Origin of the sequence: Paenibacillus sp. 2003, assembly GCF_031455635.1 — a bacterium.
In the GTDB taxonomy this organism is placed as follows: Bacteria; Bacillota; Bacilli; order Paenibacillales; family Paenibacillaceae; genus Paenibacillus; species Paenibacillus amylolyticus_B.
In genome coordinates, this window is sequence record NZ_JAVDTB010000004.1 from 34,969 (window position 1) to 57,447 (window position 22,479).

The following is a 22,479-nucleotide window of genomic DNA, read 5'->3' on the forward strand; positions in this document are numbered from 1 at the left end:
AAAGATGACAATTTGGTCTTTACATTAGCAAATAAATAAAACTATACTAGATTAACTAGATTTTTTACTTTGATCGCACATATTATTTCAATTGTAAGCATAACGGCTCCGGTTCAATAAAATTCAGCTATGGATCGATATATAATCATCACTCATATATGTAACATTTACCTCACGCAAAATTAAGGTTATCTACTTAAATTAAAGATTACATATACATTAGATGTAATTACTATGTTATGTATATGTTATTTTGACTAATTGCCTATGTACACCTCACAGCCAAAAACAAGATAACACCTCTCAAAATTCCTGATATATGCCTTTATAGTATTACTAATATCCAAATCTGTAGTATAAAAAACATTTATACCAAAAATCTCAAAATAAGCATTGACGTTAGCTAAAATTACACGTATGATTACATTAATTATTTTGATATATAATTCCGCTAGGAATTATCAACATTAATTGACCAATGGTCTAAATATAAGTCTCTTAAACTTGTTTCTCCTAATGATTTGGTATTTTGTATAAGCTATTGTTCGTTATCTTCAAGAACTTGGAAATATACAGTGGATGCATTCCTCTACACACGAATACAATCTACGGAAATTATGGGGTTAGGGTGATTGATTTGAATACAGAGCTATTGGAAGTCAGAAATCTAACAACATCATTCAGAATTGAAGATGACTATTATGCAGCAGTGGATCACGTTAACCTTAAGGTGAAGAAAAATGAAGTGTTGGCGATTGTAGGTGAATCCGGGTCAGGTAAAAGTGCTTTTGCATTCTCTCTTATGGGTTTGCATAACAAAGCAAAGATCGAAGGCCAGATTCTCTATAAAGGACAAGACATTGCCAACATCTCCCCAAGCAAGTTAAACAAGCTACGCGGCAAAGAAATGGGCATGATTTTTCAGGACCCATTGTCCGCACTAAATCCTCTAATGATTATTGGTGAACAGATTGAAGAGATTCTCACACTTCATCAGTCCAAGCTTTCTTCCAGAGAGAAGAGAGAAAAGGTCATTCACTTATTGAATCAGGTAGGGATCCCACGTCCCGAACAAATATACAAGCAGTATCCCCACGAACTATCTGGTGGTATGAGACAGAGAATTGTTATTGCCATTGCGATTGCCAACAAACCGGAACTACTCATAGCCGATGAACCAACGACGGCGCTTGACGTTACGATTCAACTACAGATTCTGGAGCTAATCCGTGATCTGAAGAATGAAATTAACGCAGGCATTATTCTGATTACACATGATCTGGGTGTTGTAGCTGAGATGGCTGATCGCGTAGCAGTTATGTATGCAGGCGAAATTGTTGAAATCGCAGATATCTTCACATTGATGAACGATGCGAAGCATCCATATACCCGCTCATTGTTGAACTCTATTCCCACCCTGTCTGAAGAAAGATCCAAATTACATGTCATCCAAGGTATCGTACCATCACTCAAAAATCTTCCTCGCAAAGGGTGCAGATTCAAAGCCCGAATTCCATGGATTAGTGAATCGGCTCATGAAGAGAACCCACAGATGCATGAAATTGCACCAGGTCACTTTGTACGGTGTACCTGTTACCAGCACTTTCATTTCCCTGACCAAAGCTGAGGAGGAATAACATAATGGCATTACTCGAAGTAGAAGGGCTCAAGATACACTTTCCGATTCGCGGTGGATTGCTTAAACGGGAAATTGGTAGTGTAAAGGCTGTTGATGATGTTAGCTTCTCCATTGAAGAAGGACAGACCTATGGTCTGGTTGGCGAATCAGGTTCAGGTAAGACAACAACAGGCAGAGCCATTATTGGGCTAAACCATGTCACTGACGGAAAGATTCTATTTAACGGGAAAAACTTGGCTACGGAGCGACGTAAGAACAGGCAGCTCCAGCGGGATGTACAAATGATTTTTCAAGACCCATATTCATCACTGAATCCTAAGAAGCGGGTTATCGATATTATTGCTGAGCCGTTTCGTAACTATGAGCGTCTGACAGCTACCGAGGAGAAAAGACAAGTAAGAGAATTACTTGAGAAGGTTGGCCTGAGTCCAGAATCAATCTACAAATATCCGCATGAATTCTCAGGGGGGCAGCGTCAACGGATCGGCATTGCACGGGCTATTGCACTGAAGCCGAAGCTAATTATCGCGGATGAACCTGTATCTGCACTCGATGTATCGGTACAGGCTCAGGTACTCAACTTCATGCAGGAAATTCAAAAAGAATTAAATCTGACGTATCTGTTCATCAGTCACGATCTGGGCATCATCCGCCATATGTGTGATGAGATTGGAATTATGTATAAAGGTCGATATGTGGAACAGGGCACAACAAATGATATTTTTGAGAATCCGCAACACATCTATACCAAACGTCTCATTGCAGCCATTCCGGATATGGACCCAACCAAACGAGAGGAAATGGTAGCCTTCCGTCAACAGGTCAAATCGGAGTATGAACATTCATACCGAAATTTCTTTGATGAGGAAGGGCTTGCATACTCGCTCAAATCCATTTCCGATACTCACCGAGTAGCTCTACCTCAGAAAGGTTGAAGGCCATATGTGGAAAACGATAGTACGCAGAATTATCATAATGATCCCTCAGATATTTTTACTTAGTCTTTTGGTCTTTCTGATGGCCAAGGCCATGCCGGGCGATGCACTAACGGGATTGCTTGATCCAAGCGTTGATCCCAAAGCATTGGAAGCGCAGCGAGAGAGACTGGGATTGAATAATCCTTGGTACGTGCAATATTGGGACTGGATCAAAAACGCCATCCAAGGTGATTTTGGACAATCCTTCCGTTTCAAAATGCCGGTTACCGACTTGATCGGTCAGCGTGTAGCAAACACATTCTGGCTCGCACTGGCGACGCTTGTACTGACTTACCTGATCGCTATTCCACTGGGTATCATCAGTGGTCGTTACAATGATACCTGGTCTGATCGGTTAATCACGGGATACACCTACCTGGGCTTTGCCGCACCATTGTTCATCTTTGCACTGGTAATGGTATGGATCTTCGGATTCCACTTCGGCTGGTTCCCGACAGGAGGTAGCGTTGCGCCAGGACTTACACCAGGCACATTCAGCTACGTAATGAGTAAGTTCTATCATCTATTATTGCCTGCACTATCCATGGCACTGATTACAACGGTATCTACGGTTCAATATTTACGTAGTGAGATCATTGATATCAAGCATAAGGAATTCGTTATTACTGCCAGAGCCAAAGGTGCCTCGGAATCCCGGATCTATAACAGACATATCTTGAGAAACTCGTTATTACCTATCGCCGCATTCTTCGGATATGAGATTACAGGGCTTATCGGAGGTACGGTATTTATCGAAAGTATATTCAGTTATCCAGGTATGGGGCAGTTGTTCCTGAGTTCCATCTCATTGCGTGACTTCAGCGTTGTGACTGCACTCGTATTGTTGTATGGCGTAGCTTCCATTCTCGGGGCATTGCTGTCTGACATAATTCTAGGAATTGTAGATCCACGTATACGGATCAAGTAAGAACTTGAAGATTTCGGGGTGAAAACAAGATGAGCAAGGCCAACGAGGTAGTTGTAACTTCACAAAAGGTTGATAAAAGCCCCTCCAGCTTGAGTATTTTATGGAGGGAGCTTGTCAGAGATAAGGTGGCACTAATCTCGCTCATTTTCTTGGGCTTGGTCATGTTGCTGGTATATGGCACGTCTCTCATTCTGAATCAGGATGATATCGTACGCGTGGATCTGTTTGCCTTATATGAACCACCATCAGCGAAATATTGGCTTGGAACGGACTATGGAGGTCGTGATGTATTTGGCCAGCTGGTCATCGGTACACGTAACTCCCTGACCATTGGAATTATCGTAACGTTAATGACTGGCTTCATAGGTATCTTAATTGGCCTTTTATCCGGTTATTTCGGTGGAATGATAGACAATCTGTTTATGCGTGTTGTTGATTTCTTCATGATCCTTCCAATGTTGATGATTGTTATCGCGTTTGTTACGGCAGTACCGAAATACAATATCATCTCGTTCTCTCTAATCATGACGGCATTTCTCTGGATGGGTATCGCCAGATTGATTCGCTCCAAAGCATTACAGGAACGGGAACTGGATTATGTAAAAGCTTCAAAAACATTGGGCTCTTCTCATCTGAAGATTATGCTCTCACAGGTTCTTCCGAATCTGAGCTCCATTATTATCGTAACGATGACATTGAATCTCGCTGCCAACATTGGCCTCGAATCCGGGCTGTCTTTCCTCGGGTTTGGTTTTCCCGAAAGTACGCCTAGTCTTGGAACACTCGTAAGTTATGCACGTAATCCGCAAACCCTGGAATCCAGATGGTGGATATGGCTACCCGCATCGGTACTGATTCTGGTATTGATGTTGAGTATAAATAATGTCGGTCAAGCCCTAAAGCGTGCGACTGATGCAAGACAAAGAAGAGGTTAAAAAAAGGGAGGAAAGGTTCATGAAAAAGGGATTATTTTCACGGGGACTATTTTTCACGATGATGTTGGTCTTTGTATTGGTGCTCGCAGCGTGCTCTGAGAAAGAAGCAGCTACTCCAGCTCCAACTTCCAACACAGAAGAGGGAAAAACGGAGGAAAAACCTGCTAATGAAGAGGGCGTTTACTCCATTGAAGACTTCAACAATGTCAAAACGAATGAGGGTACTGCGATCGAGGGTGGATCGATTACATTCGGACTTGTATCGGATACTGCTTTTGAAGGTACACTGAACTTTAACTTCTATTCCGGTAACCCGGATGCACAGGTTCTTCAATGGTTCGATGAAGGCTTGCTGACTTGGGATAAAGACTATGTGTACACCAATGATGGTGCCGCAACATATGAGACTTCCGAAGATGGCAAAACGTTCACACTGACCATTCGCGACAATGTAAACTGGCATGATGGCAAGCCGGTAACGGCTGAAGATCTGCAGTTTGCTTATGAAGTTATCGGTAACAAAGCGTATGATGGTCCACGTTACGACTCCAACTTCACTAGTGTAGTAGGTATGGACGAGTATCATGCTGGAAAAGCAAAAACAATCTCTGGTATTAAAGTGCTGAGCGACAAACAAATCAGCATTACGTATAAAGAATCTACTCCGTCCCTGCTGACAGGTGGCGTATGGACATATCCGCTGGCTAAACATATCTTCGGAGATATGGATGTAGCAAAAATGTCTTCTTCCAAAGAAGTACGTGAAAAACCAATTGGTTTTGGTCCATTTAAAGTGGATGTTATCACTCCAGGTGAGTCTGTAACTTTTGTTAAAAACGATGACTACTGGCGTGGAGCTCCAAAACTGGATGGTGTAACTCTGAAAGTTATCAACCCGACAACGGTTGTTCAAGAACTGAAATCTGGCGGGGTAGATCTCGTGGATGCATTCCCGACAGATCAATACAAAGACAATGCTAACCTGTCCAATGTAGAATTCCTGGGCACAATCGATCGTGCTTATACGTACATCGGTTTCAAACTGGGTACGTGGGATGAAGAGAACGGAAAAGTTAAAAGCAATGCCGAAGCAAAAATGGGCGACAAAAACTTGCGTAAAGCAATGTGGATGGCTGTAGATAACGATCAAGTAGGTAAACGTTTCTATAATGGCCTGCGTTGGAATGCAACAACCCTGATTCCACCGTCTCACCCAGAATTCCATGATTCCAACAATCCGGGTGTAGCATATGATCCAGAAGCAGCGAAAGCATTGCTCGACGAAGCTGGTTACAAACTGGATGGTGAATTCCGTACGAATCCGGATGGAACACCACTCGAAATCAACTTTGTATCCATGACTGGTGGCGACACAGCTGAACCATTGGCTCGTTATTATGTTCAATCATGGGCAGCTATTGGTTTGAAAGTAAACCTCGAAATGGTTGAGTTCAACAGCTTCTATGACCGTGTAGGTAACACAGGTAAAGATGATCCGAACATTGATGTGTATCAAGCCGCATGGGGCGTTGGTATTGACGTAGATCCATCTGGTCTATATGGCCGCGATGCACTCTACAACTTCTCCAGATTCTCCAGCGAAGAGAATGACAAATTGCTGGCACAAGGTATCTCTGCTGAAGCATTTGATGTAGACAAGCGTAAAGAGATCTACAATCAATGGCAACAATACATGGTAGATGAAGTTCCTGTATTCCCTACACTGTATCGTGCAGTTGTAGCACCAGTTAACAAACGTGTAATGAACTATGCGATTGGTGATGGAACAGGCGTTTACCTGAGCGACCTGCAAGTTAATGCAGACAAAGCAGTTGTAGCTGAGTAACACATTCTTAAATTAGCAGCTGTAAGGATTGGGGTCCTTTAAGAAGTCGGTTGCTAGATTATTAATGAAGAATTCTCCTAGGAAAATGAATAAAAAGTGTCTTTAAAAACATGGATTCTGTACACTCTGGCATGGGTGTATGGGGTTCATGTTTTTTTTGTAACCAAAAAATAAAAAAAATTTAACTTTTTTTCAAAAAAGTGCAGACAAAATGCTTCTCTACTTCGTCTATATAGGTAAGAGGTGATCATCTTATGAAAAAATGGTGGAAACGGGCAGGTATGCTGCTGGCTCTCTTGCTTATTATATATTTGGGTGTGAAACCGGACATGCTGGTAGGCAAACCGGGAATTAAAGCTGAATCTGCGGTATTAATGGATATGAACTCTGAACAGATCTTAATGGATTTTAACGGCTCCGAAGAGATTGCTCCGGCAGGCGTCAGTAAGTTGATGACAGAACTGTTAGTGATGGAGGCCGTGATTAATGGTGATATAGGCTGGAATGATCTTGTTAATGTGAGTCTGTATGCCAGCTCCGTGGGGGGCAGTCAACTGACCCTGAAACAGGGAGAGCAGTTCACCGTTCAGGAGTTGTTCGAGATCGTAGCTGTCTATTCAGCCAATGATGCAGCGGTTGCTCTTGCTGAACATATCAGTGGTACAGAGCAGAAGTTCGTGCAACAGATGAATCAGAAAGCAACTCAGATTGGACTGTCTGAGGATACACAATTCACGAATTCAACGGGCCTCAGTGAAAAGCTGCTTGGTCCTAACCGTCCGATGGATATACAAGGGCAGACCTTAATGACGGCTATAGATGCATGCAAGCTTGCGCGATATCTGCTGAATAACCATCCCGAGATTTTAAGAATTTCCAGTCAAATGCAAGTATCAATGCATCAAAAAGGGATGTACATGAGCAACACGAACTGGATGTTGTCCTCCATTGGTGGGCCGTATGCTTACGATGGGAATGACGGATTAAAGACCGGGTATGATGAGGATTCCGGATATCATTTTGTGGGGACAGCCGAACGTGATGGAAAAAGACTGATATCAGTTGTATTTGGAACAGATACTCGTGAAGGGCGTTTTGTGGAGACTCGGAAGTTATTCAACTATGGGTTTTCGGGCTCAAAATGAGAGGGCGTACATAGGCATCATCAAAGAGACCTTCAGGACGCCAATGATCCACCTGTCAAATAAACTGAGTCAGACCAGATTATTGAAGCATTACGCAAGCGTTAGTACGTTTGATAAGATATGAGGGCTGTCCGCAGGTTCGACTGAACATGTGGTGCCCTCTATTTTATCGAATCGGAGGTAAATTGATCCATATAACCATATTGTTAAATTGACATATGGTTTTCTTTTGTTTTAAAATGACCAGTGAGTCATTATTATTCAACTCATTTTAATATATATGTACCAAACCAACTGTACGATACTGAATTTACGATCTGATCGGGAGGTAACATGTGATGCAAAAACAAATGAAATGGCCGCTAATCCTGTTTGCCATAGGGGTATTTATGGCTGCGCTGGATAACGGGATCATCACCTCTTCACTGACCACCTTAAATGCATCATTTGCTGTGTCGCCAACATGGGGAGCATGGACGATTACGCTTTACACGCTTGGGCTTGCGGTGAGTGTACCTATTGCGGGCAAACTGTCGGACCGTTATGGTCGCAAGAAGCTATTTTTGATTGAAGTGGCGTTGTTTGGGATCGGGTCCCTGCTCGTTGCGCTGAGCACATCATTCACCTTTTTCCTGATTGCTCGTGTCATTCAAGCTTTGGGCGGTGGTGGGATTTTTATCATTGCCAGCTCATACGTATTAAGCAAGTTCCCGGCGGAGCGTCAGGGTACAGCTCTGGGTCTGCTTGGAGGGATGAATGGTGTTGCCGCTATATTGGGACCCAATGTCGGTGCTTTTATACTGGACCTTACGGGCAACTGGCATTGGTTATTCCTGATCAATGTACCTATCGCCATTCTGTTATTCATAGCAGGTATTCGATTTATTCAGGAAGAGCAGGAGCTTAATCGTGCAGCAGTGGACTGGAGCGGCATTGCTGTCCTAACGTTGGGTGTACTCAGTTTAATGTATAGCTTCAGCAATCTGGACGGTGTGAACATGCTTCAAAGCCTGGGATCTCCGATGTTCTATGGCTTTTTCTTGGCAGGTGTAATCCTTCTGGTGCTCTTTTACTTTATGGAAAAAAGGCTGGAAGGATCTGAACGTGAACCTGTTGTATCGACACAGCTTCTGGGCATTGCGTCCTTTCGCTGGACGCTGTTGATTGCCTTTTTCTCGGGAGCCATTCTGGCCTCGGTGATCTTTATTCCCGGATTTGTTGAACAATATCTCGGCGTATCCAATACGGCTTCCGGGTACTGGTTTACTCCGCTTGCGCTGGCATCCGGCATCGGGGCAGGTGGAGGTGGATACCTCGTTGACCGCAAAGGTCCAATCTGGACGTTATCGGTTGCTGGACTGCTATCTGCCATTGGATTCCTGCTGTTCCCGCTATGGGTGGAGCATATCTGGCAATTTGTCATCGCGAGTACGCTCGTAGGTATTGGCTTCGGTATGATGCTTGGTGCGCCAGTTAACGTACTTGTCACAGAACAGGCGGGGGAGAACAACAAAGGCATCGCGGTAGCGACCAGCTCGTTATTTCGCCAGATGGCGATGGCTATTGCACCTACCATTTTTGCCGGATTCCTGGCACGTTCTTTCATTAATCTGGGGCCCAACATTCAGGCAGGATTCGCTGACAAAGGAATTCAGGTGCCGCCCGAGATGCTACAACAATATGCCTCGGGAGGGGCATCAGGGAGTGATGTCTCCAGTCTGACAGAGGGCCTGTCCCAGATTCCTGATGAAGGTATCCGCGATGTGTTGCTCCAGGCAGTGCATCAAACGACAGGGCAGGGTTACAATGGCCTTTTCTGGTCTGCGGTGGTATTCAGTGTGCTTACGCTGGTAGCTGCGCTTATAACGGGACGTCTGCGTCAAAAAGAGAAGAGTCATCATGTGGAAAGTGTATCCACGAACGGATAGGATCGCATGTGAAAATGAAGAGAACAGTGTACCTTTTGTAGCTAAAAAGGAGTCGCTGTTCTTTTCAATTTAACCGGATTGTAACTTTTCTTGCTCCTGCAATGATTACAATAGAACGAGCGTAAGCGGTGTCTTGATTCCAGAGAGAGAAAACTTCAGTGAACACCGAGTCACAAGGCATCCCAGACGTTTAATTGGTATTATGGATTATCATTTTGACAGTGAAGAAGGAATCAATGGATGAAAAGCAGAACTAAAGATAAGAAGAAGAAAAGAAGAAAAGGCCTATATATAACGCTCGTTTCACTTGTTGTTTTGTTAATCGGAGGTTATTTGTTCCGTCAGCAGCTGGCTGTAGCAGCATTTGATCTGTTTCTCGCCGGTTCGGTAGAAGATCAGTTATCCCGTTCTTATGTACCGCAAGAAGGCAACAACACGCCTGATCCAACGGTATACCGTAAGGAACCTTTCTCCGTATTACTGCTCGGTTCGGACAAACGCGCTTATGAGAAAACGCGTGGACGTTCCGATACCGTCATCTATGCTGTAGTTCGTCCCAAGGAATCCCGTGTGCTGTTAGTATCCATTCCACGTGATACGTATGTGCAGATTGTAGGACGGGATGCCAACAAGGACGGCGAAGATGATTATGATAAGCTGGCGCATGCCTATGCTTTTGGTGGGGAGAATATGTCCATCAATACCGTGGAGAAATTTCTTGATGCTGATGTGGGTTATTATGCAACGATCAACTTCGACGGAATCAAAAAAGTGGTTGATGCACTTGGTGGTGTAAAACTGCCAATTGATGAGGACATTGTGAACAAGAATCCGGATCATGTGCAATTCACGATTGAAGGTGGTAAGCCGATCTATGACGGGCAGGAAGCACTGTATTATGTAAGATACCGTGAGGATAGCGATTTTAATCGTACCAAGCGGCAGCAGATTTTCCTGAACGCGATGGCGAATGAGATGCTGAATTTGAATCAAATCGCCAAAATTCCGGAATTGATTCAGATCATGGGAGACAGTTTCCAGACGGATATGCGAGCATCTTTCATTATTGATCTGGCCAAACAAGTGCTTACTCAGGAGAAACCGCAGATTTCAAGCTTCACCATCCTGGGTGAGGGAATGAAAAAAGACGGTATCTATTATGGTCAGGCTGACGAGAAAGATGTCCAATATGCCAAAGAGCTGATTAACAACTGGATGGATCAATCGACCCCAGCCGGTGAAGTAATGATCCCTGACCGGCAAAAGATTGAATAACCAATTCCATACCAATGATGTGTTGTAGACCACAATCAGCAGTACGTTTATTCGCGGGCTGCTGTTTTTTTTCTTTGTATTGAGAACTATTATCCTTTTGGAACATCCTGCGTTCTGATCCGTATAATATAAGTTGAGCGAGATAAGTTGAACGAAGAAATTCACAAGGAGGATACACAAGGGTATGAACATCGCATTTTTTTTGCTACCCAAACAAGAGGTTACGTGCGTGACGTCGGATTCTACGCTGCGGCAAACGTTGGAACGGATGGAATATCATCGTTTTACGGCGGTACCCATTTTGAATAAAGAGGGCAAATATATTGGTACGGTTACCGAAGGCGACTTACTGTGGTATATGAAGAATGCCGAGGGAAAAATTTCATTTGAAAACGCTTCAAAGTTCTTGCTCAAGGACGTTCCACTTCGCTTGGATATTAAACCCGTATCCATTAATGCCAACATGGAGGACCTGATTAATCTGGCTAAAGTTCAGAACTTTGTTCCTGTGGTCGATGATATGGATCGGTTCATTGGTATTGTCAGACGGAGTCAGATAATTGAGTACTGCGAGGGCATTGTAGCCAAAGAATCGATCAAGGCTAAGTAAGGCTGTACCGAATTTAAATATTATTGTGTCATGTTGGATAATCACAGCCGTCCGGTATCATGTTAAACTTAAGAAGTCCTGAACCAAGGGTGCATTCGAAGTTTTTTACAAATATATAGGTCGATAGGATGTACGGAGGACTCCGCATAAGTACCTGACATCAGTTTCGGAGAACTTCTCCGTTTTTTGGGGTAATTTTGCGGGCCCTCTTTTTATGCTATAATCGAGAATAAAGCTTTTTCGGGGGAGAGTGACTTTCGCCAATATGCCTAAAGAACTGGATGTAGCCAAACGCGCTAAAGTGATTGAATGGCTGAAAACCGAAGTGCTTGATCAGGTATCCCGATTATTCAAGGCCTTATGGGAAGGCAGTACAACTCGAATCGGGGACAGTCTTGCCAGTTTGATTATGAGTAGTTACATATTGGGCCGCAGGCTCGGTATTCCTTTCAAGGATCTGGATGCACTGTTAGTTGAGAAGTTGAAAAAGCATAAACAGGAAGGTCACCAGCTTGAAGACTGGTACCAAGATATTTCCGCGCTAGAAGATCATATGCGTAAGAGGTGAATTTGTTGAAATTTAGCTTTAAATCAGCCGTTTGGAGCGCAGTTTATCTGCTCTTGCTACTTTCGCTGTTAACTCCTTTATCGGTACTTGCCATATTTTTTATGATGATTCCGGGAGTTATTTTGTATGCTTCATTATCTTTAAAATCATTTATATGGCATCTCGTGCCCGTAGCTGTTATTTTGGTCGTATTCCACCCCATCTATCTGTTATTACTGCTCATCTTTACCTTGCCTGCGATCGTTATGGGTCACGCGTATAAAACACGCAAATCAGCCCTGTTCGCGCTGATGGCGGGAAGTGGCATGATGTTGGCAGAATACTTGTTGTTGCTCTTGGTCGGCAGTGTCATTTTCCAATTCGACCTGTCCAGTTATATAGAAGATGTAGTCAAATTGACCATTGAACCGTTAACCAATACATCGAATCAGATGATCAACGGGTTTGCATGGACACCTGAGATGACCGAGGATGTTGCCAAACAAACACAGCTTATGATTCCGTTTGCTCTCGTTGTCACATCGATGGTAATGGCCTTTATTACACACGCCATTGCTCGTCCGATTCTGAACGTGATGGGTGTGGTGGTATCGAAACTTCCACCAGCGAGAGAATGGCGTATGCCGCGTGCGTTGATCTGGTATTATTTCCTCGCATTGTTGATTGAAGTGATCTCCAGACAAAGTGATGGAACATACTGGACCATGATTGCCATGAATCTGTCCCCGTTAATTAATCTGGGCTTCATGATTCAAGCGATCGGTTTCTTCTTCTTTCTCTCACATACAAAGAAATGGAATCCGGTTATACCATATTTTCTGGCGGCTGCGGTCTTCTTCATTGGTCCGCTTCGGATTATCGGGATTATCGATCTGGCGTTCCCGCTTCGTGAGGCAATATCGAAATCAAAACGATAGGGTGATGAGTCATGCCTAAATTTCTGAAGAAACGCTGGCACGGCTACTATACCGTATGGGCGTTCATACTGCTGCTGTTGCTCGTTATGTTCGTTACCATTTATAACTGGACGCTTGGTTTGATTAGTCTGATACTGGCTTCGGCGCTGGGAATCGTCATGATTAAGGCGGAGCTCGCGTTCCGCCGTGAGCTTAACGACTACATTAATGGCCTATCTATTCGGATCAAACGGATGGAGGGGGAAGCGGTCAGCATGCTTCCATTCGGAATTGTGCTGTACAGCGAAGATCGTACGGTAGAGTGGCATAACCGCTTTGTCGCGGAGATGTTCCAGGAGAAGACAATGGTGGGTAATCCGCTACTTAATTTGTTTCCCAAACTTCCTCAGCCTAAAGAGAAGAAGGATGGGACGAAGGAACATTCATCCAAGGAGTTCCATGACGAATTCCAGTTGGATGATCGGCATTATGGAGTTATTCATAACCCGCAGGAGCGGTATGTATATGTATACGAGATTACGGAGCTAGCCATTCTTCGTGATAAATATGAAAATGAACGCCTTGCATTGGGAATTCTCGTTCTGGATAATCTGGACGAGGCTGCCCAGGGCATGGACGACCAGCAGCGTACAGCACTGATTGCCCGTGTGACCAGCGAGATTACGTCATGGGCCAAGCAATATGAAGTGTACCTGCGTCGGCTGTCTTCTGATCGTTATCTGTTGATGCTGAATCATAAGTCTTTGCAGGAACTGGAGCAGAGCCGATTTGTCATTTTGGATGAAGTTCGGGAGATGACTGCTGACCTCAAAGTGCCAATGACACTCAGTGTCGGACTGGCGTTTGGATCAGATAGCATCAGCGAGATGGGAGAACTGGCACAATCCAGTCTGGACATGGCACTTGGACGCGGTGGAGACCAGGCTGCTGTGAAGTCCGGACAACGCCTGTCATTCTATGGCGGCAAGTCCAATGCAGTAGAGAAACGGACACGGGTAAGAGCACGTGTTATTGCGCACGCGCTGCGTGATCTCATGCAGGAGAGCGATCGGGTGCTCATCATGGGGCACAAAATTCCGGATATGGACGCGATCGGTGCATCCATCGGTGTGTGGAAAGCGGCCAGTCTGTACAATGTGGAAGCCCGAATTGTATTGGATGGAATTAATCCATCGATTGAACGTATGATGGAGCAAGTGAACAAGGATGAGAAGTTATCCAAGGCATTTGTATCACCTGAACAAGCAACTCAGATGATGACCGAGCACACGTTGTTGGTGGTGGTGGATACGCATAAGGCCTCCATGACCATGGAGCCAAAACTAGTGCAGTCTGCTACCCGTGTCGTAGTTGTGGATCACCATCGCCGGGGTGAAGAGTTCATCAATGATGCAGTGTTGATCTATCTGGAACCTTATGCGTCTTCTGCTGCCGAACTGGTAACCGAACTCTTGCAATACATTCATGACAAGGTACAGTTCACTCCGCTCGAAGCTACGGCTCTACTTGCCGGAATTACGATGGATACGAAGCACTTTGCATTGCACACGGGGTCCAGAACGTTCGAAGCGGCAGGCTTCCTGCGTCGTAGCGGTGCGGACACCATTATGGTCCAGCGGTTGATGAAAGAGGATCTGTCAGAATATATTGCTAAGGCAGAAATCATAAAGCATGCTAAAATGGTATATGGAAACATTGCGCTGGCGGTCACGGACCCTGGTAGCAAGATTTCACAGATGATGATTGCCCAGGTGGCGGACACATTGCTGAACATGACTGACGTAGCTGCTTCATTTGTTATTAGCGAGCGCCCGGATGGATTGATTGGCATCAGCGCTAGATCGTTGGGGCGCATGAATGTTCAGGTTGTTATGGAACGACTGGGCGGTGGTGGGCATTTGACGAATGCTGCCGTGCAGCTTGAAGGAACGCTTGGAGAGGCAGAAAAACGGCTGACGAACGTACTGGCTGAAATCGAAAAGGAAGAGGGGCTGTTCGAATGAAAGTCATTTTTATAAAAGATATGAAGGGTCAAGGCAAGAAAGGGCAAGTGAAAGAAGTATCTGAGGGTTACGCACAGAACTTCCTATTGCCACGGGGAATCGCACGTCTGGCAACGGACGGGAACATGAAGACACTGGATAACCAGAAGGCGGCTGAAGAAAGACTCAAACAGGAAGAGAAAGCGGAAGCGGAAGCACTTGCGAAGAAGCTGGAAGCAGAAGTGACTGAACTGAAAGCCAAGTCTGGCGAAGGTGGTCGTCTGTTTGGCGCAATTACCAGCAAACAGATCGCGGAAGCTTTGTCTAAAAAGGGTCTGAAAGTAGACAAACGCAAAATTGAGCTGGACGAGCCTATTCGTACACTCGGCGTAACACAAGTAACTGTCAAGGTTCACCCTGAAGTGAAGGCAACCTTGAAAGTACAGGTAACGGAAGAGTAAGATGGGCGGAGAAATGTTATTTGACCGGATTCCCCCGCAGAACCTGGAAGCCGAACAGGCCGTGCTGGGTGCAATCCTGTTGCAGGGCGAGGCCCTGATTACAGCGATGGAACGGGTGCAAACCGAGGATTTCTATGATAAGCCCCATCAATTAATCTTTGAAGCGATGATCCAGCTTGGCGAGGGAAATCAACCGATTGACCTCGTGACACTGACTTCGCTTCTGAAGGATAAAGGTGAGCTGGAGGACATCGGGGGCGTTAGTTATCTGGCTAAGCTAGCCCATGGTGTACCTACAGCCGCGAACGTGGACTATTACGCTCAGATTATCGAAGAAAAATCGATGCTGCGTCGCCTGATTCGTACGGCAACACAGATCGTGAGCGAAGGATATACAGGCGGCGAAGATGTTGCAGCGATGCTCGGAGAAGCTGAACGTCGCATTCTGGAGATCTCCAACCGTCGCTCCAGTAGTGGTTTTATAGCGATCCAGGACGTACTGATGGAAGTATTCGATCGTGTGGAAACACTTCATCAGAATAAGGGTACAACGACAGGTATTCCGTCCGGATTCATCGATCTGGACAAAATGACCGCCGGATTCCAGCGCAGTGACTTGATCATTGTAGCGGCCCGTCCTTCCGTAGGTAAGACAGCCTTCGCCCTGAATATCGCTCAGAACGTTGCCATTCGGGCACAGGAGACGGTAGCCATCTTCAGTCTGGAGATGTCAGCTGCCCAGCTGGTGCAACGTATGATCTGTGCGGAAGCCAACCTGGATGCCAGCGTGATGCGTATGGGTGATTTCAAGGGTGATGAAGACTGGCAGAAGCTGACGATGGGTATTGCAGCTTTGTCAGAAGCCAACATCTTTATAGATGATACGCCAGGCATTACCGTAGCAGATATTCGTGCCAAATGCCGTCGCTTGAAGAAAGAGAAAGGCCTTGGCATGATCCTGATTGACTATCTTCAACTGATTAGTGGACGTGGTAAAGCAGGGGAGAACCGTCAACAAGAGGTATCCGAGATCTCACGTACACTGAAACAGATTGGCCGGGAACTGGAAGTTCCGGTTATTGCCTTGTCCCAGCTGAGCCGGGGTGTAGAGCAACGTCAGGACAAACGTCCGATGATGAGTGACTTGCGGGAATCGGGTTCGATCGAGCAAGATGCCGACATCGTAGCGTTCCTGTACCGGGATGACTACTACAACCAAGAGACCGAGAAGAAAAATATTATTGAGATCATTATCGCCAAACAGCGTAATGGTCCGGTAGGTACGGTGGAACTGGTCTTCCTGAAAAACTTTAATAAATTCGTCAATTACGAGAGGGCGCACAATGACGCCTTCGCGATGTAAAGGGCAGGTGCTGACGGCTTCGATCAGGAAGCAAAATCGTCTGTCCCGAAGATCAACCATTAGAGCAACTGAACGCAAACATGTGTTATAAATACCAGATATAGATTCACATTGAAATGGGTATCCTTGAACCGGTGATAGCAGTCAAGCAATCTTGGACTGAAGTCTCCGGTTTTTTTTGTTGAAATAATGGGTAAATCCCGAACATTACGGTTGTACTATATCTAATTGTTCGCCATTTGATTTGACTTTGAAAAAGGGTACTGGTACACTAATACTGCTGCGTTAAAGCAGCGCAAACCTTCCCTTGAATGTAACGGAAGGACATTTTTACTGTCCGTTAGCACGCTTCTCAGTCGGTTTATTGCTTAACATGCCTACCGGGATAGAGGACGGACAGACCAATACAAAGGTGCGCAAGGCACCCACGGAGGAATGTTAACTATGTCAACGGTAGTTGTAGTGGGAACGCAATGGGGAGACGAAGGAAAAGGTAAAATCACGGATTATTTGGCGGAGAGCGCTGATGTGGTGGCTCGTTACCAAGGTGGTAACAATGCGGGTCATACAATTCTGATTGATAACAAAAAATATAAACTGACGATGATTCCATCAGGGATTTTCTACACGGATAAAGCGTGTGTTATTGGTAACGGAATGGTTATCAACCCGAAGGCACTCATCGAAGAAATTAATTATATTCATGACAATGATTTCACAACGAAGAACCTGTCCATCAGTGAGCGTGCACATATCATCCTGCCATATCACATGGTATTGGATGCACTGGAAGAAGAGAGCAAAGGTCCGAACAAAATTGGTACGACTGGCAAAGGAATTGGCCCATGTTACATGGACAAATCAGCTCGTATTGGTATTCGGATGGTTGACCTGATGGATGCTGAAGATTTCGAACTGAAACTGCGTCATCTGGTCAAAGAAAAGAACCGTGTCATCGAGCAAGTCTACGGCGGCCAGCCTGTTGATGTTGAGGAGATTCTGCAAGATTACCTCGGATATGCCGAAATTCTTCGTCCTTACGTACGTGATACATCCGTTGTTCTGAACGAATATATTGATGAGGACAAAAAAGTATTGTTTGAAGGCGCACAAGGCGTTATGTTGGACCTTGATCAAGGAACTTATCCATTTGTTACATCATCCAATCCGTCCGCAGGTGGCGTATGTATCGGTTCTGGCGTAGGCCCGGCTCGTATTCAGCAAGTCATTGGGGTAGCGAAAGCTTACACAACCCGTGTAGGAGATGGCCCATTCCCTACGGAATTGCATGATGCAATCGGTGACCAAATCCGTGAGACTGGACATGAGTACGGTACGGTAACTGGACGTCCACGTCGTGTAGGTTGGTTCGATAGTGTTGTTGTTCGCCACGCGCGTCGTGTCAGTGGAATCACAGGTCTGTCCCTGAACTCTCTGGACGTAATGACAGGTCTGGAAACCGTAAAAATCTGCACGGGATACAAATTCCGCGGCGAGGTCATCACACACTATCCGGCAAGCCTCAAAATGCTGGCAGAATGTGAAGCGGTATACGAAGAGATGCCAGGCTGGAGCGAAGATATCACTGGAGCGAAGAAACTCGAAGACCTGCCAGTGAACACACAGAATTATGTAAAACGTGTTTCCGAGCTGACAGGCATTCCAATTGCCATCTTCTCCGTTGGTCGTAACCGTGAGCAAACAAATCAAGTTCTTCCAATCTACGAGTAATCGAAGAAATAAAGAGATTGTTTCTTGAATTATTAAATAGAATCCTCTGCCGACTTAGGCATGTTAAGCCTCCAGTTGTTGCTTTTATAGCGATGACTGGAGGTTTTTTGTATGTTTTTCGGATATAATCCCGAGATTTCCGTCAATACTGGTTAACAGTAGAGTCACAGACCCGGACATGTGCATGTTAGACGGGTGGGATAATTGGAGGGAGAGAACGGAATGAAGTTGCTTGTGTGGTTTGTCAAAATCGTGCTAACCGTGTTGCTGGTCAGTTCACTGACACTGCTCACGACCGGATTAATTGTACAGTCATATGCGAAGTCGCTACTCGCGAGTTTCAATATTCAGTGGGAAGGTCAACCCATGGGGTTAACCGCCATGTTCCAAGGTGCCTTAGGCGGTAAAACCAACGAGGGGAACAAATCAGGAAATGGGACGACAGATCAGCCGACAGGAGCGGACGAAGAGCAGGTTCCTGAAGATGCTGTTTCAGTTATGGGGAATGGGACAGAGAGCGGTCAATCTGGCGTAGATGCGGGCAATAATGCGTCCCAAGGGAGCGGCTCAAACGAGGGCACAGGGGAAGGTTCAGGTACAGATACGACCGTAGGATCAAACTCAGGCACAAGTGCAGGCAATGGGACGGATACGGGCACAGGTAATGACTCAGGAACAGATCAGGGTAGTGGTTCAGCTTCAGGCAATGGAACCGGAGCGGCTAGCGGCGGTGCTTCTTCAGGCAATGATGCCATTGTTGTATCACCGGATGACATTACAGGAGCGAAGGACAAGCTGCCAGCAGAGGAGAAAGAAAAAATCTTCAGCCTGCTCATGAACAAGCTGCCACAGAAAGAAATGCAGCAGATCTCAGGTGCCATGGAAGGTGGCCTAACGGAACAGGAATTACGTGAGATTGAACAGGTGATCTCGAAGTACCTGACCAGTGAAGAGTACGACAACCTGATGGAAGTACTGCAAACAGAATAAGATTGGAAGGTAAAGCTTGCGTGCTCATAGACGGGTATCGCCTGATTCATAATGTAATGGACTTGTCGATGGTGATTGAATATAATCTATTTAAATAAATACTGGAAATGCCTGTAGGAGGGAAAGGTGTATGAAATATAAAGGTAAAGAACACAACATATAAAAACGTTTAGGCAACATTGCAGAAACCTCCAGTCCAATTCGTGGACCTCCGTTCATAGGTGCTTTCAAGAGAACCGATGGACTTGTGTTTCCGAATACACGAATTGGAGGTTGTATTGAACATGAACTTATATCACTCTAATTCAGAACCATCAGTAAAAAAGTTTGCCGAGGCGACGAATGAGCGATACGAGCAAGGGCTGCAAGAGGCGGACCAGCCGTTTAGTGGCTGGGATTTTAGCTATGTAACAGGGAGTGAGCGACTTCAGAGTGGAATGTTGCCCTGGTCCTATGGAACGATGGCTCGTCGATTGTTGAATCAGACAGATCGAATGCTCGACATGGGAACTGGTGGAGGAGAAATGCTGTCTAGACTTCGCCCCCTTCCTCCATACACATGTGCAACTGAAGGCTATCTCCCCAATATACCGATTGCAGAGGAACGTTTGCAGCCGCTCGGTGTGAAGGTACTTCCGGTGACTGATGATTCGCAACTTCCTTTCACAGACGAGGAATTCGATCTGATTCTTAATCGGCATGAGTCGTATGATGAGCAGGAAGTTAGGAGGATTCTATCCGCAGGAGGACTGTTTCTGACTCAACAGGTAGGTTGGTCAGATTGCAGGGAGATCAATGATCGGCTCGGCATTCCTATGCCAGCGGATTACGCTGGATGGGAACTGGATCGTGCTGTTCTTCAGCTGGAGCAGTGTGGATTCCGTATTCTGGAGCAACGTGAAGCAACCCCTGCACAACGTTTCTATGATATAGGCGCACTGGTATATTATCTAAAGACCATCCCGTGGCAAGTACCTGATTTCAAGGTAGAACAGTTCCGTGAGACATTAATGGATATTCATATGGAGATGGAGCAAAATGGATTCTGGGAAGTTCAGCAGAAGCGATTTGTAATTCTTGCAGTCAAAGAATAGTGACATGAAAGTTAATTTCTATTGTGGCATGAGATGAAATCCAGTTTAAGATAAACGACAAACAGGTTGTTTACGTAATCCCTTATCAGAGTTAATCTGGTGAGGGATTTTATTTGTATTTTTATGAAAAACAAAGCATATTTCACTGGGTCTTAGAACCTAGTCTTAATTTGCGAACAAAAGTACATAGTACAGCCGATGTTGAGGCATAATGGGTGATGGATCAGCCGTACGATCTTATGGATAATACAGGGAAACCAAGCGGGGCGTGGCTTTGTGGTGTGACGTGTAGAGTTGAAATGAGTGTAAAACCTGTGTTAAAGTATACGGGTGTGATAAAAGGTTAAAATTTTGACACTTTTACGAGCGCAGTTAAAGTCCTGATTTTGCGGACACCCAATACAATTATCAACGAGCATGGGACAGACACGATGGGTGATGTCTTGACAGAAATGCGAACTGAGAAGTGCTGAAAAGGAGAGAATCATGAAAGGTTTCAGAGGCATACGCCAACCGGGCAAAGACCGGGTACACGAACAATCCGGGGAACACCGGACAGCCGAAGACAAAAACAACATGAGCATGTCCACCTTCAGTGTGAATAAGAAGCGCGTTCTGGCCTCGCGCAAATGGATCATTACAGCAGCATGTGGTGTATTCATCGCAGCATCGCTTGGGTTCGCAGGCAAACAATATGTTACTGCAAACACCGTACCGTACTATAAAGTAATGGTTAAAGGTAGCGAGATTGGTACCATTGCAGATGAGGCACAATTACAACAACTATTTACAGACAAAACTGAGGAATATCAAAATAAATATCCGGATGCAGAGATGGTGCTGAACACGGATGGCATCACAACCGAAACGGCAAGAGCGTACAAACCTGAAGTGAACAGTGACGAGACGCTGGACAAACTGGGTGACATGCTTACAGCCTACGCCAAAGGTGTGGAGCTTAAGGTAGACGGTGAAGTCATTGGTATTGTGAAGGATCAGGCAACAGCGGATGCAATCCTGGAACAAGTGCAGAGCAAATACATATCGGCATCGGCTGTGCGAAGTTCGCTTAAGACGAAGTCGGTATCGGCTAACTCCTCGAAGAAAGACGAGGGACCAAGCACAACCCTGAAGTCGGTAGGCATCAAGGAAGATGTAGCGACGGATGTGGTGAAGGCTGATCCAAACAAAATATGGGATGTGTCCGAGGCGGTTAAAGCTTTAACCGTTGGTAAAGACGCGCCTGTAACTTATGTGGTTCGTGAAGGAGATACGATCTCTTCGATCGCTGCCAAGTATGAAATTACACAAAGCGAGATTCGCCAGCATAATCCGGGCATCAAGGAAACGTCGCTTCAAATCGGAGGCGAACTGACCTTGACCGTTCCGAAACCGGCGGTAACTGTTAAGTCGGTTGAGCAGGTTGTTGAACAGATTGAGATCAAACCACAAGTGGAAGTGCGCAAAAGTGATGAGCTGAAAGCTGGTACAACTAAAGTCGTGCGTCCAGGACAAAGTGGCTTAAAAAGCATGCAGTATCGTATAACGAAAGAAAATGGTGAAGTGGTTCAGGAAGAGTGGCTTGGTCAGGAAGTGATTAAAGCAGCTGTAACTGAAGTGGTCCTTAGCGGAACAAAAGTTGTTGGTGAGGGCACAGGTGAATTTGCTTGGCCGGTATCCAATGCAACGATGAGCAGCAGCTTTGGCCAACGTTGGGGTCGCCAGCACAAAGGTGTCGATCTGGTAGGTAACCGCGATGTGAAAGCGTCTGATGAGGGTGTAATTACTTTTGCAGGACAGAAAAGTGGTTATGGTAATGTCATCATTATTAACCACCGTAACGGATACGAAACACTGTATGGACATTTGAACAGCATTGGCGTTAAGGTTGGACAAGTGGTTGAAAAAGGCGAGAGTATCGGCGTTATGGGCAATACGGGTCGTTCGACTGGAACACATCTGCATTTTGAGATTATTAAGAATGGAACGGTGGAAAATCCGTTAACGTATCTGAACTAATATAGAGCATAAGGAGGCAAGGTTGGCTATAATGCTGGCCTTGTTTTTTGCTGCTGTAAAAAATTTTCAGA

18 protein-coding genes are annotated in these 22,479 nt (G+C 45.3%); all 18 read left to right on the top strand.

All coding sequences use genetic code 11. From position 1 onward, the window contains the following. Positions 1-637: 637 nt before the first annotated feature. The 18 genes from J2X75_RS18110 (at position 638) to J2X75_RS18195 (ending at position 22,408) form a co-directional block, all read left to right on the top strand. Positions 638-1,627, top strand: coding sequence for an ABC transporter ATP-binding protein (locus tag J2X75_RS18110; RefSeq protein WP_124118694.1), 990 nt, complete (start codon positions 638-640; stop codon positions 1,625-1,627). 14 nt (positions 1,628-1,641) lie between these two features. After that, positions 1,642-2,574 (top strand): ABC transporter ATP-binding protein, encoded by a 933-nt coding sequence (locus J2X75_RS18115; protein WP_017691436.1) that lies wholly within the window; start codon positions 1,642-1,644, stop codon positions 2,572-2,574. A gap of 7 nt (positions 2,575-2,581) precedes the next feature. After that, positions 2,582-3,544: an oligopeptide ABC transporter permease gene (gene opp4B, locus J2X75_RS18120; protein WP_036611942.1), complete on the top strand. Its 963-nt coding sequence runs from the start codon at positions 2,582-2,584 to the stop codon at positions 3,542-3,544. Between the two features lie 29 nt (positions 3,545-3,573). Continuing rightward, complete coding sequence (locus tag J2X75_RS18125; RefSeq protein WP_036611941.1) at positions 3,574-4,479, top strand: ABC transporter permease; 906 nt, start codon at positions 3,574-3,576, stop codon at positions 4,477-4,479. 19 nt (positions 4,480-4,498) lie between these two features. Then, positions 4,499-6,325: an oligopeptide ABC transporter substrate-binding protein gene (locus J2X75_RS18130; RefSeq protein ID WP_310338633.1), complete on the top strand. Its 1,827-nt coding sequence runs from the start codon at positions 4,499-4,501 to the stop codon at positions 6,323-6,325. Positions 6,326-6,579: 254 nt separating this feature from the next. Further along, entirely contained in the window at positions 6,580-7,470 is an 891-nt protein-coding gene (locus J2X75_RS18135) for a D-alanyl-D-alanine carboxypeptidase family protein (RefSeq protein ID WP_074092891.1), read from the top strand. A 338-nt stretch (positions 7,471-7,808) separates the two neighbouring features. Beyond that, complete coding sequence (locus tag J2X75_RS18140; RefSeq protein ID WP_310338638.1) at positions 7,809-9,398, top strand: MFS transporter; 1,590 nt, start codon at positions 7,809-7,811, stop codon at positions 9,396-9,398. 240 nt (positions 9,399-9,638) lie between these two features. Continuing rightward, positions 9,639-10,673 (top strand): LCP family protein, encoded by a 1,035-nt coding sequence (locus tag J2X75_RS18145; protein ID WP_036671869.1) that lies wholly within the window; start codon positions 9,639-9,641, stop codon positions 10,671-10,673. A 184-nt stretch (positions 10,674-10,857) separates the two neighbouring features. After that, the gene (locus tag J2X75_RS18150) at positions 10,858-11,283 is read left to right on the top strand and encodes a CBS domain-containing protein (protein ID WP_017691444.1); all 426 of its coding nucleotides are present in this window, start codon (positions 10,858-10,860) and stop codon (positions 11,281-11,283) included. A gap of 265 nt (positions 11,284-11,548) precedes the next feature. Beyond that, positions 11,549-11,851, top strand: a complete 303-nt coding sequence (locus J2X75_RS18155) for a MazG-like family protein (RefSeq protein WP_017691445.1) — start codon at positions 11,549-11,551, stop codon at positions 11,849-11,851. After that, positions 11,848-12,768 (top strand): DUF2232 domain-containing protein, encoded by a 921-nt coding sequence (locus J2X75_RS18160; RefSeq protein ID WP_243391271.1) that lies wholly within the window; start codon positions 11,848-11,850, stop codon positions 12,766-12,768. Before J2X75_RS18155 ends, J2X75_RS18160 begins: the two co-directional genes overlap by 4 nt. A gap of 11 nt (positions 12,769-12,779) precedes the next feature. Then, positions 12,780-14,771, top strand: a complete 1,992-nt coding sequence (locus J2X75_RS18165) for a DHH family phosphoesterase (protein ID WP_310338646.1) — start codon at positions 12,780-12,782, stop codon at positions 14,769-14,771. Beyond that, a complete protein-coding gene (rplI, locus tag J2X75_RS18170) occupies positions 14,768-15,211 on the top strand; it encodes a 50S ribosomal protein L9 (protein ID WP_036611925.1) in 444 nt (147 codons plus the stop codon). Before J2X75_RS18165 ends, rplI begins: the two co-directional genes overlap by 4 nt. Before the next feature lies 1 nt (position 15,212). Continuing rightward, on the top strand, positions 15,213-16,574 hold the full coding sequence (gene dnaB, locus J2X75_RS18175; RefSeq protein ID WP_036611922.1) for a replicative DNA helicase: 1,362 nt from the start codon (positions 15,213-15,215) through the stop codon (positions 16,572-16,574). A 444-nt stretch (positions 16,575-17,018) separates the two neighbouring features. Continuing rightward, on the top strand, positions 17,019-18,305 hold the full coding sequence (locus J2X75_RS18180; RefSeq protein ID WP_091012210.1) for an adenylosuccinate synthase: 1,287 nt from the start codon (positions 17,019-17,021) through the stop codon (positions 18,303-18,305). A gap of 222 nt (positions 18,306-18,527) precedes the next feature. Further along, on the top strand, positions 18,528-19,295 hold the full coding sequence (locus J2X75_RS18185) for a hypothetical protein (protein WP_310338654.1): 768 nt from the start codon (positions 18,528-18,530) through the stop codon (positions 19,293-19,295). Positions 19,296-19,579: 284 nt separating this feature from the next. Next, complete coding sequence (locus J2X75_RS18190; protein WP_310338657.1) at positions 19,580-20,389, top strand: class I SAM-dependent methyltransferase; 810 nt, start codon at positions 19,580-19,582, stop codon at positions 20,387-20,389. 486 nt (positions 20,390-20,875) lie between these two features. Beyond that, positions 20,876-22,408 (top strand): peptidoglycan DD-metalloendopeptidase family protein, encoded by a 1,533-nt coding sequence (locus J2X75_RS18195; protein ID WP_310338659.1) that lies wholly within the window; start codon positions 20,876-20,878, stop codon positions 22,406-22,408. The last annotated feature ends 71 nt before the right edge of the window (positions 22,409-22,479 follow it).